General features: G+C 45.2%; 14 protein-coding genes. 3 read left to right on the top strand and 11 right to left on the bottom strand.

Going from position 1 to position 15,320, the window contains the following annotated elements; genetic code table 11:
- Nucleotides 1-109: 109 nt before the first annotated feature.
- Nucleotides 110-769 carry a ribosome biogenesis GTP-binding protein YihA/YsxC gene (yihA, locus tag LIX84_RS12505; RefSeq protein WP_005394452.1) on the top strand — a complete coding sequence of 220 codons (660 nt, stop codon included), beginning with the start codon at nt 110-112 and terminating at the stop codon, nt 767-769.
- A gap of 507 nt (nt 770-1,276) precedes the next feature.
- Here yihA and LIX84_RS23560 read toward each other — a convergent pair.
- The 4 genes from LIX84_RS23560 to hemB form a co-directional block, all read right to left on the bottom strand.
- Nucleotides 1,277-1,324: a hypothetical protein gene (locus LIX84_RS23560; protein ID WP_438356636.1), complete on the bottom strand. Its 48-nt coding sequence runs from the start codon at nt 1,322-1,324 to the stop codon at nt 1,277-1,279.
- A gap of 193 nt (nt 1,325-1,517) precedes the next feature.
- Entirely contained in the window at nt 1,518-4,304 is a 2,787-nt protein-coding gene (gene polA, locus LIX84_RS12500) for a DNA polymerase I (protein ID WP_226421439.1), read from the bottom strand.
- A 620-nt stretch (nt 4,305-4,924) separates the two neighbouring features.
- Nucleotides 4,925-5,359 (bottom strand): GNAT family N-acetyltransferase, encoded by a 435-nt coding sequence (locus LIX84_RS12495; protein ID WP_012841227.1) that lies wholly within the window; start codon nt 5,357-5,359, stop codon nt 4,925-4,927.
- Between the two features lie 127 nt (nt 5,360-5,486).
- The gene (hemB, locus tag LIX84_RS12490) at nt 5,487-6,548 is read right to left on the bottom strand and encodes a porphobilinogen synthase (RefSeq protein ID WP_031777176.1); all 1,062 of its coding nucleotides are present in this window, start codon (nt 6,546-6,548) and stop codon (nt 5,487-5,489) included.
- A gap of 184 nt (nt 6,549-6,732) precedes the next feature.
- Here hemB and LIX84_RS12485 point away from each other — a divergent pair, with 184 nt between their 5' ends.
- On the top strand, nt 6,733-7,494 hold the full coding sequence (locus LIX84_RS12485) for a TatD family hydrolase (RefSeq protein WP_006741775.1): 762 nt from the start codon (nt 6,733-6,735) through the stop codon (nt 7,492-7,494).
- Between the two features lie 460 nt (nt 7,495-7,954).
- On the opposite strand, the gene tatC is transcribed toward LIX84_RS12485, so the two are convergent.
- From tatC to rmuC, 7 genes are all read right to left on the bottom strand, one after another.
- A complete protein-coding gene (gene tatC, locus LIX84_RS12480; RefSeq protein ID WP_005394442.1) occupies nt 7,955-8,707 on the bottom strand; it encodes a twin-arginine translocase subunit TatC in 753 nt (250 codons plus the stop codon).
- Between the two features lie 68 nt (nt 8,708-8,775).
- Nucleotides 8,776-9,174: a Sec-independent protein translocase protein TatB gene (tatB, locus tag LIX84_RS12475; protein WP_005382959.1), complete on the bottom strand. Its 399-nt coding sequence runs from the start codon at nt 9,172-9,174 to the stop codon at nt 8,776-8,778.
- 3 nt (nt 9,175-9,177) lie between these two features.
- Complete coding sequence (tatA, locus tag LIX84_RS12470; RefSeq protein WP_005382958.1) at nt 9,178-9,423, bottom strand: Sec-independent protein translocase subunit TatA; 246 nt, start codon at nt 9,421-9,423, stop codon at nt 9,178-9,180.
- A 52-nt stretch (nt 9,424-9,475) separates the two neighbouring features.
- On the bottom strand, nt 9,476-11,110 hold the full coding sequence (ubiB, locus tag LIX84_RS12465; protein ID WP_104974618.1) for a ubiquinone biosynthesis regulatory protein kinase UbiB: 1,635 nt from the start codon (nt 11,108-11,110) through the stop codon (nt 9,476-9,478).
- Nucleotides 11,107-11,742, bottom strand: coding sequence for a ubiquinone biosynthesis accessory factor UbiJ (locus tag LIX84_RS12460; RefSeq protein ID WP_065646522.1), 636 nt, complete (start codon nt 11,740-11,742; stop codon nt 11,107-11,109). Before LIX84_RS12460 ends, ubiB begins: the two co-directional genes overlap by 4 nt.
- A gap of 11 nt (nt 11,743-11,753) precedes the next feature.
- A complete protein-coding gene (gene ubiE, locus LIX84_RS12455) occupies nt 11,754-12,533 on the bottom strand; it encodes a bifunctional demethylmenaquinone methyltransferase/2-methoxy-6-polyprenyl-1,4-benzoquinol methylase UbiE (RefSeq protein ID WP_005379210.1) in 780 nt (259 codons plus the stop codon).
- A gap of 78 nt (nt 12,534-12,611) precedes the next feature.
- Nucleotides 12,612-14,144 carry a DNA recombination protein RmuC gene (rmuC, locus tag LIX84_RS12450; protein WP_005394435.1) on the bottom strand — a complete coding sequence of 511 codons (1,533 nt, stop codon included), beginning with the start codon at nt 14,142-14,144 and terminating at the stop codon, nt 12,612-12,614.
- Nucleotides 14,145-14,312: 168 nt separating this feature from the next.
- On the opposite strand from rmuC, the gene LIX84_RS12445 reads away from it, so the two are divergent.
- Nucleotides 14,313-15,221: a DMT family transporter gene (locus LIX84_RS12445; RefSeq protein WP_006741770.1), complete on the top strand. Its 909-nt coding sequence runs from the start codon at nt 14,313-14,315 to the stop codon at nt 15,219-15,221.
- Nucleotides 15,222-15,320 lie beyond the last annotated feature (99 nt).

Below are 15,320 nucleotides of genomic sequence, written 5' to 3'. Positions count from 1 at the left end.
CCGCGTACACTCATGGTACAATAGGCGACCTTATGCCGAGCACGGTTATTTTACACATTTTCACAAAAAAGTAATCAATCGACTACACAAAGTCGAGATGGAGTTAACAGTGAGCGTAAAAATTCATTACCAAAATACGCATTTCATCACCAGCGCACCCGATATTCGTCACCTACCGGAAGACGAAGGTGTCGAAATTGCGTTTGCAGGACGCTCAAACGCTGGTAAATCGAGTGCACTTAACCGTCTAACTAATCAAAAAAGCTTAGCCAAGACATCAAAGACACCTGGTCGTACGCAATTAATCAACCTTTTCAAAGTAGAAGAAGGTTGTCACATTGTCGATCTACCTGGATACGGTTTTGCTCAAGTACCGGTAGAGATGAAAAACAAATGGCAGAAATCTTTGGGTGAATACTTACAGAAACGCGAGTGCCTAAAAGGCTTAGTGGTTCTGATGGACATTCGTCATCCAATGAAAGATCTCGACCAGCAAATGATTTTCTGGGCCATCGACAGCCACATTCCTGTGCAAGTTTTGCTAACCAAAGCAGATAAACTAAAAAGTGGCGCACGCAAACAAACCCTGCTGAAAGTTCGTAAGCAAGTAGAAACTTTCGGTGGTGACGTTTCCGTTGATGTGTTCTCTTCCCTTAAAGGATTAGGCGTTGATCAGCTGCGCGCAAAACTGGATACCTGGTTTGCACCGGCGCTCGCACACCTGATAGAAGAAGGCGAACTGGATACCCCAGCAAGCGACGAAGAATAATTAACAATATTTGTTAAATCTTTTCGACACGGCCCTACCATTTGGTGGGGCTTTTGTTTATCTGAGCTAAATAACAGGCAATAAAAATCCCCACCTTCCTGGCAGGGATAACGGGAGAGAAAAATTGGTAATTATTGTTATGTGACGAAGCATTGCTGAACTATCGGATGATTTCAATAGCTTAAAAAGCCACCCAACTTTAGCTTTCGCTTAATTAACTCACAACCATAACCAATAAAGAAAATACAATTCAACAAGTTAGACAGAAACCTACCCACTTTCACGTCAACTTAGTTTCCTTCAAGAAAAAATCATAGTGTGATTGGCATAAATTTACAGACTGAATAGTTTGCGAGTTTTTGAAGAAAATTGGAGTGTAGACAATAGGTTAAAGGTGGGAGAAATATAAAGACAAGTCGTTACCAACCCAACACATTGAACAAAAAGAAAAATTTTCTTTCGCCCAATAAAAAACGCCCCAGTCAAAAGCTGACTGGGGCGGCTGAATCAGCCTAATCCAATAACGTGAAACAAAAGGTCTGAAAGATAGAACATCTTACCTCTGTACCCTACGAGTATTAATGTACAACAATTGGTCAGAATTGCAAAGAATTTTTGTAGTTTTTTTTCATGAAATTTTTATTAAGCAACATCAAAGTTAACTTTGCGCTAGCTTTTTTAATCGCAAAAAAAAGCCAGCGTTTGTGCGCTGGCTCATAATTAATTGGTTATTTTGGTCTAAAAGTGACTAATGAGCTTGATCCCAGTTGTCACCGTGCCCTGCTTCTGCAACCAACGGTACTTTTAGCTCTGCTGCAGATTCCATCAATTTCTGTACTTTACTTTCAATTTCGGACAATGATGACTCTTCAACTTCAAAGACCAATTCATCGTGTACTTGCATTAACAACTTCACACGGCCATTGCCTTCTTCCTGAATCCACTGATCAACCAACAGCATCGCTTTCTTAATGATGTCCGCAGCCGTACCTTGCATCGGTGCGTTGATTGCCGCACGTTCAGCAGCTTTACGACGCATCCCGTTGCGCGATTTGATTTCTGGTAAATGCAAACGTCGACCAAAAATCGTTTCAACATAGCCCTTATCTGCAGCCGTGCTGCGCGTGTCTTCCATGTACTGCATCACGCCAGGGTAACGCTCAAAGTATTTATCCATGTAGGCTTGTGCTTCGCCGCGAGGGATACCAAGCTGCTTCGCCAAACCAAATGCACTCATGCCATAGATAAGCCCGAAGTTAACGGCTTTAGCACGACGACGCTGCTCGCTCGATACTTGTTCAATATCCAGACCCATAATTTCTGCCGCAGTTGCCGCGTGAATGTCTTTACCATCACGGAAGGCATCTAATAACGCTTGGTCGCCAGAAAGGTGCGCCATGATGCGCAGTTCGATTTGCGAGTAGTCGACCGCTAAGATTTTATGGCCAGCTGGTGCGACAAACGCTTGGCGAATACGACGGCCAGCTTCGTTACGAATTGGAATGTTCTGTAAGTTCGGATCGGTAGAAGATAGACGACCTGTTGCGGTTACCGCTTGATGGTAAGAAGTATGCACACGCCCTGTTGTTGGGTTGATCATTTTCGGCAGCTTGTCCGTGTACGTCGATTTAAGCTTCGCCAAACCGCGATATTCCAAAATCAATTTTGGCAGTGGGTAATCTAGCGCGAGTTCTTGCAGAACTTCTTCATTCGTCGATGGTGTACCTGATGGCGTTTTCTTCGCCACCGGTAAACCCATTTTTTCAAATAGGATGGCTTGTAATTGCTTTGGCGAGTTCATGTTGAACTCTTGCTCTGCAATTTCATACGCTTTCTTTTCAAGCTCATCAAGGCGAGCGGTAATCTCTACCGACTGCGCACTCAGCTTCATTTCGTCAATAAAGACCCCGGTGCGTTCAATGCGCGAAAGAACTGGCACCAACGGCATTTCAATCTCTTCGTACACTGTCTTCAGGCTTTCATCCTGCTCGATATTCGCAAACAAGCGATTGTGCAGACGAAGGGTCACATCCGCATCTTCTGCCGCGTATGGCGATGCTTGTTCCAACTCGATTTGGTTAAACGTAAGCTGATTTTTGCCTTTACCTGCAATTTGCTCAAAAGAAATGCAACTATGTTGTAGGAAGCGCAGCGCCAAGCTGTCCATATCGTGTTTACCGCCGACACTGTTGTAAATGTACGATTCCAACATCGTGTCGTGCTTGATACCTTTTAGCTCAATATCATAACGAGCCAATACAGACGCATCATACTTTAAGTTTTGACCAACTTTTGCTTTCGCTGCATCTTCAAGAATTGGCTTAAGCTGTCCTAGAACCCAATCACGATCAAGCTGTTCAGGTGCATCTAGGTAGTCATGTGCAACAGGCACATAAGCGGCAATGCCTTCATCGACAGCGAATGACAAACCAACCAGGTTCGCTAGCATGTAATCTAGGTTGTCGGTTTCCGTATCAAACGCAAACAACTCGGCCGTTTGAAGTTTGTCTAGCCACGCATTGAAGGTTTCTTCATCCAGAATCGTTTCATATTGGCTGCGGTCGATTGTCACTGCGGAAGTTTCCATCTCAGCATGAGAAGCAGAGGCTTGAGCAGAGCCAGCAAGCTCAACAGCTTCTACCGACCCAGAACCACCTTCAAGTAGCTCGTTCAACCAAGATTTAAACGTCAGTTGACCATACAACTTCACTAGTTCGTCTTTATTTGGTTCCGCTTTCAGCAGTGACTCTGGCGTTTCTTCAAGTTCAACATCCAATTTAATGGTCGCGAGCTCGTACGACAGCATGGCATTTTCTTTGTTATCGATGAGCTTCTTCGCCATGGTTTTAGAACCACGGAAGCCAAGCGCAGCAATGTCATCGAGATTTTCATACAGCTTAGTCAGACCGCCAATACCTTGCAGTAGTGCGGTCGCGGTTTTATCACCCACGCCTGGTACACCAGGGATGTTATCTACTTTATCGCCCATCAGCGCTAGGTAGTCGATGATTAACTCAGGTGGAATGCCAAACTTTTCAACCACACCTTCACGATCCATCACGACGTTCGTCATAGTGTTGATCAAGGTAATATTATCATCCACCAACTGCGCCATGTCTTTATCACCAGTACTGATCAATACAGGCATGCCCTTTTGTGATGCTTGATGCGCCAACGTACCAATGACGTCATCCGCTTCGACACCAGGAACGCAGATCAGTGGTAAACCCATCGCGCGAATAACATTGTGCAATGGTTCAATTTGGCAACGCAGATCATCCGGCATTGGCGGACGATTAGCTTTGTATTCTGCATACATATCATCACGGAAGGTTTTTCCCTTCGCATCGAAAACCACCGCGATGCGCTCAGACGCAAACTGACGCATCATGCTGCGTAACATGTTCACGACACCGTAAACGGCATTAGTTGGAATTTCACCATTGCTCATGGTGCCCGGGTAGGCGTGAAAAGCGCGATATAGGTAAGAAGAGCCGTCGATAAGGATCAACGGATTTTCAGGAATACTTGCCATAATTGTCTGTATCCAATTCAGTACTTGAGAGATCTGCCTAGGATGCCATGACTGCTGATCCGAATCTATCTTGTTCGCTCGATCTAGGTCGCGTAAATTTTTCGATTTTATTCACGAAGACAATCCCACCCTGTGGATAACTCTGTTTATAGAAATTATCCACTGGTTATCCAATGATAGAAAACACAAAAAATACACACAGTAAGTTATTGTTTTTAAATATTTATTTTATAAAACGGCGAGAAGATCAACGATCCTTAAATGATCATCGCGTGTGGAAAAAATACGAATAGTGACGTCAAATAGAAATCGTAGAAAAGAAAAAAGCGACCCGAATGGGGTCGCCTAGCAGAAGTGGTAAAGCAAATTCTGTAAATAGAGCAGCTTAACCAAGAAGCTATAAATTACACTGGAAGCAATGTGAGCAATGTCGTGTCAAAAAGAATTCGTGCAAGTTCTCGGAAAAATGTTTCATCACTTCTCAACTTTCAGTTAATCAACTTCTGTTAATAAGTCATTCAACGTCCTTGTGAACTCTTCCTCATTCCCTAAGACAGGTTTAATAATAATGATTATCATTTCGTAGTCAACAGTTAAATGAGAAAAAATCTCATTTATTTTCACATCGCTTTAATGAAATGAACTCGAGATTCACGAAGGTTGATTTTTTCTTCAAATTTTTCAATGATATAGCCATTTCTCAATAACAATCGAAGCATAGCAGGAAACTGATTTCGAGATTTCACTTTTAACGTGTTATAGCCTTGCTCAGCCGCCCAATCTTCTTGTGCTTCCAAAAGCAATTGTGCCACGCCTTCATTTCGAGCCTCAGGAACTACACCACCTAACCAGCTATAGAAAACACCATCCTCTAATTCGTAACCTATTTTGAAGCCGACAATCGTGCCATTTTTTTCTGCAACGAGGATTAAACTGTTTTTCTCTTCTAAACGTTGAGTCATGGAGTCTACCGTTTCTCCTTTCGAAAATTCGGTAACACGTGCCACAACTTGAAGTGCTTCTTCCAATGTGCCTTCACGAATCAGCATTGTCATTGTTCTCTTCTCCAAAATAAAAATACCCAAGCACCTTGGATTGTTACTGTTGTAATCCGCCTGAGGTTACTTGGGTATATACAGACGAACAACTCTTGTTGGTCTGGTGTTTCTCACTGAGCGATAATTACTCTTCAGTCGCTTCCGGAGTACGATTTAGGTGTTGAGCAGTTTGTGCATTCTCTTCTGCCAACCACTCAGCCACATCTTTCGCAAAGTACGTTAAGATGCCGTCAGCACCTGCACGTTTGAAGCACAGTAGTGATTCCATCACAATTTCGCGCTCTTTGAGCCAGCCATTCATGATCGCCGCTTTATGCATCGCGTACTCACCAGACACCTGATAAGCAAACGTCGGTACCTGAAGTTCGGTTTTAACTCGGCGAACTACATCTAAGTATGGCATACCAGGTTTAACCATCACCATGTCCGCACCTTCATTGATGTCTAGCGCCACTTCATGGATCGCTTCGTCAATGTTTGCTGGGTCCATTTGGTAGTTTTTCTTGTTGCCGCCTTTTAGATTTGAAGAAGAGCCAACCGCATCACGGAATGGTCCGTAGTAGTTCGACGCGTACTTAGCCGAGTAAGCCATGATTTGTGTATGAATGTAGCCCGCATTTTCTAATGCTTCGCGGATCTTACCAATACGGCCATCCATCATGTCTGAAGGCGCGACGACGTCAGCACCCGCTTCAGCGTGAGACAAAGCCTGCTTAACCAGTACTTCCGTGGTTTCATCATTCATTACGTAACCATCTTCATCGATGATGCCGTCTTGGCCGTGCGTCGTGAATGGGTCAAGTGCCACGTCTGTGATCACACCGATTTGAGGAATATGTTCTTTAAGCGCTCGTACTGCTCGCTGAACCAAACCTTCTGGGTTGTAGGCTTCAGTAGCACATAAGCTTTTAGCGTCTTGGTTTACGACAGGGAAAAGCGCGATTGCTGGAACGCCTAGATTTGCAAGGTATTGCGCTTCTTCTAGCATTAAATCAATCGACAAACGCTCTACACCCGGCATGGACTCCACGCTCTCACGACGATCTTTACCCATAAGAATGAACATTGGGTAAATCAGATCATTAACAGAAAGTTGGTTCTCAGCCATCAAACGACGACTAAAATCGTGCTTACGTAAACGACGCATACGGCGTGCAGGGAATGGACCTTGAATTGATACAGACACCATTTTCTCCTTGTCTGGACGGTTATGATGATCAAATCATCTGGTGAACAAAATCATATCACTCTTGATGCATGTTGCGAGTGACAATCTGGAAAAAGGTAATGAAAAAAACTGAAAATGACCCAGCACTCACACTCAAGTATACTTCGAATACGAAACCAATCATGAAGCACAGAGAGTAACGATGATCGATACCCACGCGCACATCTATGCCAGCGAATTTGATAACGACCGCGATGAAGTAGTACAACGCGCCTTAGCGCAAGGCATTAATAAGATCCTGTTGCCAAACATCGATCTGGACTCTATTGAGCCCATGCTACAAACCGAAGCGGCATATCCTGACGTGTGCCACTCAATGATGGGACTCCACCCTTGCTATGTGGATAACAACGTTGAGCAAACGTTGGAAATCATCCGCGGCTGGTTTGAGAAACACAAGTTTATTGCGGTGGGCGAAATTGGTATCGACCTGTATTGGGACAAAACCTATCGCGCCGAGCAAGAGATGGCATTCGTGACTCAGCTAAACTGGGCAAAAGAGATGGATTTACCAGTCGTTATCCACACTCGTGATTCGATTGAAGAAACACTCACTTTGCTAAGACAAGAGCAAGATGGTCGTCTGCGTGGTGTATTCCACTGTTTTGGAGGCAGCTTAGAAGAAGCGCAAGCAATCAATGAGCTAGGCTTCCACTTAGGCTTGGGTGGCGTATCGACCTTTAAGAATGGCGGGATGGATAAAGTCATTCCACATTTGGATATGCAGTGGGTCATTTTAGAAACCGATTGTCCATACTTAGCGCCAGTACCGCACCGTGGTAAGCGTAATGAACCAGCCTACACTTCTCTCGTTGCACAACGTGTTGCCGACTTGCGTGATGTCGATGTCGCAACTATCGATGCCATAACGACTGAAAATGCCAAAAAGCTGTTTAATATTTAATTCACGAAAATTGAAAAAAGCGACGAAATCAACGTCGCTTTTTTATTACCTAAACTATTGAATGAATGATTCAACCTATTGAAATAATAGAACAACCCACACAAAGTTATTGATAAACATAATAATTAACTAGCAACTCTACTTACCTCTCATATCGCCACTTTACTTCGTCTGTTTTGCAAAACTGTCGACAATTAGACATATTCTTTTTCTATACTGCTTTATGCCCATTAATTAGCACAAATGTAAAACAGCATGAATATGGAAGTTGAAGTGTGTACACATGGTGCTTACTTACAACGCGTACCGCGCAGTTTTTTTCAAAAGCTGCTGGGCATCAAGGAAGTATACGTATGCACAAAGTGTGGTTACGTCATGAAAGTTAAGTAGTTAGCCCAAGAAACAAACCAACCGCAAAAAAAGCGGCTCAATTGAGCCGCTTTTTACATCTACAGTAAACTTATTCTTCGGTTTCCGCTTCTGCCTCTTCGCCTCGACGCGTATAAAAACGCGCAAAGAACAAACCGACTTCAAACAGTAAACACATCGGAATAGCGAGTAAGGTTTGCGAGATCATGTCTGGTGGCGTTAACACCATACCTACGACAAACGCCGCCACAATGATATAAGGCCGTTTCTGTCTTAGATCTTCTGGTGTGGTAGCCCCAGTCCAACACAACAAAATAATCGCAACAGGCACCTCGAATGCGATACCAAACGCCATAAATAGCGCCAGTACAAAATCGAGATAGCTAGAAATGTCGGTCGCAAACTCTACACCACCCAATGAGATAGCAGTAAAGAAGCCAAACACTAGTGGAAACACCACAAAATACGCAAATGCCACACCGCAATAAAACAGCAGTGAGCTGGAAAACAGCAACGGCATAATCAAACGACGCTCATGTTTGTATAAGCCAGGAGCAACAAAGGCCCAAACTTGATACAAAATAAACGGCACCGCAATAAATACCGAAGCGATTAACGTCAACTTCAGTGGCGTGAAAAAGGGTGAAGCCACATCCGTAGCAATCATGGTTGCGCCTTCAGGTAGACGCTCTACTAAAGGTGCGGAAACAAACTCGTAAATGTGGTTAGAGAAATAAATTAGTCCGACAAACACCACCAACACTGCCAAAATTGAGCGCAGTAGTCGGTTGCGAAGCTCCAACAAATGACTAATTAAAGGTTGTGTCTGCTCGACGGTAGACATGGCAAACCTCTTATTAAAAACCAGATCAAAAAGGAGCTACCAATCACTAGTAGCTCCTCCTAATGAGACTATTCGGCTTTCTTATCTGCCGCTGTAACCTTGCTCTCTTCCGCTTTCTCTACCTTTTCTGCTGCTGGCTCTGTTTTTACAGGCTCAGCCTCTGAATCGGTGTTCTTTGCGTAAGGACGATTTACAGATTGCGCTGCCTTCTTCAATTCTTCGACTGAAGATTTCAACTCAGGGGACAAATCATCCATCCCCATTTGCTCTGCTTTGCGCAAGTTTTCTTGCAGCTCTTGGACTTTCAGCTCGTGTGACAATTCGTCTTTGACGCTATTTGCCATACTCTTAGCGGCACCGATAAAGCGAGACACGCTGCGAATAGCATGAGGCAAACGCTCCGGCCCAAGAACGACCAGACCAACAACAGATATTAATACCAGTTCCCAAAAACCGATATCAAACACGTTTTACGCCTGCTCTTTGTCTTTTTTCGTTTCAGGAGCAGCTTCTTTTTTCTGCTGCTCTTCTAGACTTTTTGGTTCGAAGTCTGCGTCTTTGTCATTTTTCGCAGGTTCATCTTCGCTCATCGCTTTTTTGAAGCCCTTAACGGCACCACCCAGATCGCCACCGATACCGCGTAGTTTCTTAGTTCCGAATAGCAATACAACAATTACAGCAATGATTAGAAGTTGCCAAACACTGATACCACCCATTCTCTTTACCTCGGGTCTTTAAATAAACAAAAATATTTCAAGAGTTTAACGTCTATTGACGATAAGCTCGCCAACTAAGCAGCCAAAATGTGACACCTGCGATACCGCTGGCCAACGAAAGCTGCTCAAAAGCATTGTTCACCAATATTGCCGAGCATACGACTAAAGTGGCGCCAACGCCAAATAAAAACTTTCCTGTCGCCTGCTGGCGCTTGCTCTGACGATACCCTTGGTAAAGCTGATCCATGCGTTGGTTCATCGCTTTACCTTGTTTCAGGCTATCGTAAAGCAGCTCTGGCAGTTCCGGTAACTTCTCCGCCCAAAATGGTGCACGATCTTTAATCGCATTCACCAAAGCTTGCGGCCCAACTTGATTCATCATCCATTCTTCAAGGAATGGTTTTGCGGTCTCCCACAAATCAAGCTGAGGGTACAGCTGCCTACCAAGACCTTCCACGTACAGCAGCGTTTTTTGCAGCAATACAAGCTGTGGCTGAACCTCCATATTGAATCGACGTGCCGTGTTGAACAAATTCAACAACACATGACCAAAGGAGATTTCGCACAGTGGCTTAGCAAAAATAGGCTCACACACAATACGAATCGCGAACTCAAACTCATCGACATTGGTATCGGCAGGCACCCATCCTGAATCCACATGTAACTCCGCCACTCGGCGGTAGTCTCGATTGAAAAACGCCAGGAAGTTTTCCGCCAGATAACGCTTGTCTTCACTATTAAGTGTACCAACGATTCCGCAATCTAGCCCGATCCACATTGGGTTCTCTGGATGTTCGGGTTTGACGAACACGTTCCCCGGATGCATATCGGCATGGAAGAAGCTGTCTCGGAACACCTGAGTGAAGAACACACTCACGCCGCGCTCCGCGAGCAATTTCATATTGGTGCCATTTGCTTTCAAGCCCTCAATATCAGAGACTTGAATGCCATATATTCGCTCAGAAACCATGACAGTTTCATTACTGAAGTCAGGAAAAACTTCAGGAACATACAATTCTTCGCTGCCTTCAAAGTTGCGGCGCAACTGAATGGCATTCGCCGCTTCACGTCGTAAGTCGAGTTCATCAAGCAATGTTTTCTCGTACTCACGTACAACTTCAACTGGTTTCAAACGACGTGCTTCAGGCATCGCTCCGGCGACTATACGCGCCATTCGGTGCATCAGTTTTAGATCTGAATCAATGACCGGGCGAATATCTGGGCGGATAACCTTTAATACCACTTCTTGGTTAGAGTCTTTTAAACGCGCAGTATGCACCTGAGCAATCGATGCTGACGCCAGTGGTTTGATATCAAACTCGGTAAACCAGTTTTCTAACGGACCACCTAATGCTTGCTCCATCTGCTTTTTTGCTAGCTCACCATCAAATGGCGCGACTTGGTCTTGAAGCAAAGCTAGGGGATCAGCAATATGCGGAGGAAATAAGTCACGGCGCGTTGACATCATCTGACCGAACTTAATCCAAACTGGCCCCAGCTCTTGCAACGCTAAACGCAGGCGCTCACCGAGTGGTTTTTCTGGATGCTTGTTCTTAATCCAGAACAGGCTTTTGCGCAGTAATAACGGAGCTTTGGTCAGTTGGTGATCGGGAAGCAGCTCATCTAAGCCGTATTCCAGTTGTACTTTGGCGATGTGGTATAAGCGCTTTAGTTCTGCTGGCGTCATGGTTTCTCCAATGCCGGCTTATTTGCATCCAGCTTATTCAGCAAAGCAGTCAAGCGTGCTTCAACGCGAGAAGCCTGGCTGCGAACCTCATCAACCTGGTCGCAAAAATACGCCACTTCTAGAGGAGCAGGTGCCAACTTCCACTCTTCAGTCACTACTTGCGCAAGATGACGCTGGTGTTTTTCTGCTTGAGACGCAAGAAAGTTGCCGATGTTTTTTGAACCTTGCACAAAGGTATGTGCGGCGACATCGCCAGTCACGCGAGACAACCACTCTTCAACATCTGGTTTGCAATCCACCATCAACTGAGAGAATTTCTGCGCCAATTGAATATCGCCTTCAAGCTCAAGTTTATCTTGTTTAATAAGGCGAGTGATGTTGGCCTGGTCACGCAGCTCTGGCAACACGCTCAAGTTGAGCGATAAGTAGCAGTTAGGCTGCCCTTCGTAATGACCGAGCACATCAATTTGCTGACTAAAAACGAACGTCAGTGTTTTATTGATCTCTTTCAGGTGAACTTGAATAACTTGACCTTTTAGACGCGCTAAACGACGGCCCAATGCAGGGTCGTCTTTGATCAGAGTATTCAGTGACGTTTCAATCACAGCGGTGATAAGTGGTTCAAATGGCATGCCGTTAACCCTTAGAATTTATAACCGCGATGCAAAGCCACAATACCACCAGTTAAGTTGTAGTATTTGGTGTTTTCAAAACCTGCGTCTTGCATCATGCCTTCCAGCGTTTCTTGGTCTGGATGCATACGGATTGACTCCGCTAGGTAGCGGTAACTCTCTGAGTCATTCGCAACTAGCTCACCGATTCTCGGCAACAAGTGGAATGAATATGCGTCGTATACTTTCGATAACGGCTCTAGCACTGGTTTCGAAAATTCTAGCACCAATAGACGGCCGCCTGGCTTCAGTACGCGGAACATTGAACGAAGCGCTTTGTCTTTGTCAGTCACATTACGCAAACAAAAACTGATGGTGATGACATCAAAATAATCATCAGGGAACGGCAGTTCTTCTGCGTTGGCTTGAACGTAATGCACGTTACCCACAATACCGTTGTCACGCAGTTTATCGCGACCAACGTTAAGCATTGAATTATTGATATCAGCAAGGATGACATGGCCTTCATCGCCAACAATGCGCGAGAATTTCGCCGTTAAATCACCCGTACCACCACCTAGGTCAAGAATACGTTGGCCAGGGCGAGCACCACTACAATCGATAGTGAAGCGCTTCCAAAGGCGGTGGATACCACCAGACATCAGGTCATTCATGATGTCGTATTTTGTTGCCACGGAGTGGAATACTTCGGCAACCTTAGTCACTTTTTCGTCTTTTGCCACTGTAGAGAAACCAAAGTGGGTGGTTTCATTCTCTAACGCTGTATTGGATTGCAAACTTGTGTCCGTCATTCTAATTCCTCTTAGGCAGCGCTTTCTCTCTGCGGGGCGTTTGCTGACAAATAAAATCGCCCACTGCACTGCGGGCGATTAGTTTACTTTATCCTCAGCCGGATGTCTTTCTACTAACGGGTCATTTTCTGAAAATGAATCACTCTGCGCTAACTGTGCGAGGTCAGAAGAAATTGGTCGTTTGATTTCAACCCCAAGGTGCTTAAAGCTTTCGGCTTGACGAATCACATTCCCGCGCCCTGTGGCAAGCTTGTTCATTGCGCCTTGATAGCTTTGATTCGCCTTATCCAGCGCACCGCCGAGCCCTTCCATGTCGTCCACAAACAATCGTAATTTGTCGTAGAGTTTTGTCGCGCGCTGCGCAATCATTTTGGCGTTTTCGTTCTGGCGTTCATTGCGCCATAAATTATCAATAGTACGCAGTGCCACCAGCAACGTTGTTGGGCTCACCAAAATGATGTTTTGCTCCATCGCGTCTTTGATCAAACTTGGATCGGCTTGAATCGCAACTTGGAACGCAGGCTCAACCGGAATAAACATCAGCACATAGTCCAAACTCTGAATACCTTTGAGTTTGTGGTAGTCCTTCATGCTTAAACCCTTAATGTGAGCACGCAGTGCGGCTAAGTGCGCACTCAAAGCCTGGTCTCGCTCGGCATCAGTTTCGGCGTTGAAATAGCGCTCATAGGCGACCAGCGCCATTTTGGAATCCACAACCACTTGTTTGTTTTGTGGGAGATGAACAATCACATCAGGTTGGTAGCGCTTGCCTGCTTCATTTTGCAAATTCACCTGAGTCTGATATTCGTGCCCTTCACGCAGTCCCGACTCGGCAAGCACCCTCGCGAGCACCACTTCACCCCAATTACCTTGCTGCTTGTTGTCCCCTTTCAACGCTTGGGTCAAATTAACCGCTTCTCGCGTCATTTGCTCATTCAAACGTTGCAGGTTTTTGAGCTCATGCACTAAGGTATGGCGCTCTTTAGCTTCTTGGCTAAAGCTGTCATTAACGTGCTTTTTGAATCCTTCTAGCTGCTCTCGGAGCGGTGACAACAAACCTTCCAAACTCTGACGGTTTTGCAAGTCGACCTTCGCGGTTTTTTCTTCAAACAATTGGTTGGCCAAGTGCTCAAATTGCTGTTTCAGACGTGCTTCCGCTTGCTCTAGAATTTGCAGTTTTTCGGCATTGGCTTGGTTGATTTGCTCATGACGTGCTTGCTGCTCACGCAGTTGCGTTTCTAGACGTGATTTGTGCTCACGCATCTGACCAAGCTCATCAAAGTATTGTTGGCGCTCTTGCTTTACGGCCTCGAAGTAACGCAGTTTTTCCATTGCGGCCATCAACTTTCCGTGCGTTTGGCGTACTTCAAACGCGGCTTTATCGCGCTCATCATCTAATTCATCCAACTCTTGCTGGGCATCGGCAAGGCTTTGCTTAACCTGTTCAAGTTGCTGTTGATGAAGCTGCTTTTCCGAAACAAGTTGTTGTTCGAGAAGCTGAGTTTGGGTGATAAAACGTTGTTTCACCCACCAACCGACGGCGACACCACTAAGCGTGGCAGCGCAAAGAGAAGAGAGAATGAGAGATTGGTACTCAAGAATCCATTGCATAATAGCGAGTTAGCCTGTGTTTTGTATCTATAACAATGGTATTTAGACACTGGATAAATGTCCAGTTTGTTGGATGAAAAATCCTCGCATACACTAGGCCTTCCTATAATATTCTTTCTTCCGCTCAAATGAACCAAACCGAGCGGCACATCATCACGCAGAGGCATCATGAACGAGCGTCGCGCCCTAGGATTTGGGCTCTCAGCAGTATTACTTTGGTCTACCGTTGCAACCGCATTTAAACTCACGTTGGCAGAATTTACGCCAATCCAAATGCTGTGCATTGCCAGTATCGTCTCTGCGATTGCGCTGACGATAATCTGTGGTGTGCAAGGCAAGTTGGGCCAGTTAAGTGCCACCTTCCTCTCAAACCCTTGGTATTACCTACTGCTTGGGTTGATTAACCCCTTGGCGTATTACGTCATTCTCTTTAAAGCGTATGACTTGCTGCCTGCATCCCAAGCCCAAGCGATCAACTACAGCTGGGCCATTACCTTGACGCTAATGGCTGCTGTTTTCTTAGGGCAGAAGATCCGTGCTAAAGATTGGCTCGCTTGCGGTTTTAGCTATGTAGGCGTGATTGTGATTGCCACGCAGGGCAATGTTCTCGGCATGCAATTCGAGAGCCCGTTGGGCGTGGGACTGGCGCTGCTATCGACACTGTTGTGGGCTGGTTACTGGATTTTAAACACCAAAAATAAGGCCGACCCTGTGGTTGGTGTATTACTTGGTTTTTTGGTCGCTATTCCATTTGCCATTGGTTTAAGTATTTATGAAGGTGCGAGCTGGCAGGCAATCTCAATTAAAGGCTGGGCAGCGGTGACGTATGTCGGGCTATTTGAAATGGGGATTACTTTCGTCCTATGGCTAAGCGCCCTCAAATCGACACAAAACACAGCCCGCATCAGTAATCTGATCTTTGCTTCGCCATTCATCTCACTGATGCTATTGGCAACCATCATTGGTGAAGAAATTCATCCATCAACCTTGATTGGTTTAATACTGATCATCAGTGGATTAGTGGTCCAACAAGTATCGTGGGGTAAAAAAACCAAAGCCATGAGCACTTCTCAATGATGAACAAAAAACCTCAATAAACGATGCAATGAGTTGGATAAAAAAGAGATATAGCTAACAGTTTAATGATAGAAAGCGCCTTACGCTGCTGGGAATTAC

The sequence above is a fragment of the Vibrio sp. E14 genome (assembly GCF_020515785.1).
GTDB classification, from domain to species: Bacteria; Pseudomonadota; Gammaproteobacteria; order Enterobacterales; family Vibrionaceae; genus Vibrio; species Vibrio diabolicus.
Note: the sequence above shows the minus strand (reverse complement) of the source record. Positions and strands in the feature narration are given on the sequence as shown.

What these genes read in the sequence shown, in the direction of transcription:
- polA (WP_226421439.1), bottom strand. Translation starts at nt 4,304, where the DNA reads ATGGCAAGTATTCCTGAAAATCCGTTGATCCTTATCGACGGCTCTTCT.
- LIX84_RS12495 (WP_012841227.1), bottom strand. Translation starts at nt 5,359, where the DNA reads ATGACAATGCTGATTCGTGAAGGCACATTGGAAGAAGCACTTCAAGTT.
- LIX84_RS12485 (WP_006741775.1), top strand. Translation starts at nt 6,733, where the DNA reads ATGATCGATACCCACGCGCACATCTATGCCAGCGAATTTGATAACGAC.
- tatC (WP_005394442.1), bottom strand. Translation starts at nt 8,707, where the DNA reads ATGTCTACCGTCGAGCAGACACAACCTTTAATTAGTCATTTGTTGGAG.
- tatA (WP_005382958.1), bottom strand. Translation starts at nt 9,423, where the DNA reads ATGGGTGGTATCAGTGTTTGGCAACTTCTAATCATTGCTGTAATTGTT.
- ubiB (WP_104974618.1), bottom strand. Translation starts at nt 11,110, where the DNA reads ATGACGCCAGCAGAACTAAAGCGCTTATACCACATCGCCAAAGTACAA.
- LIX84_RS12460 (WP_065646522.1), bottom strand. Translation starts at nt 11,742, where the DNA reads ATGCCATTTGAACCACTTATCACCGCTGTGATTGAAACGTCACTGAAT.
- ubiE (WP_005379210.1), bottom strand. Translation starts at nt 12,533, where the DNA reads ATGACGGACACAAGTTTGCAATCCAATACAGCGTTAGAGAATGAAACC.
- rmuC (WP_005394435.1), bottom strand. Translation starts at nt 14,144, where the DNA reads ATGCAATGGATTCTTGAGTACCAATCTCTCATTCTCTCTTCTCTTTGC.
- LIX84_RS12445 (WP_006741770.1), top strand. Translation starts at nt 14,313, where the DNA reads ATGAACGAGCGTCGCGCCCTAGGATTTGGGCTCTCAGCAGTATTACTT.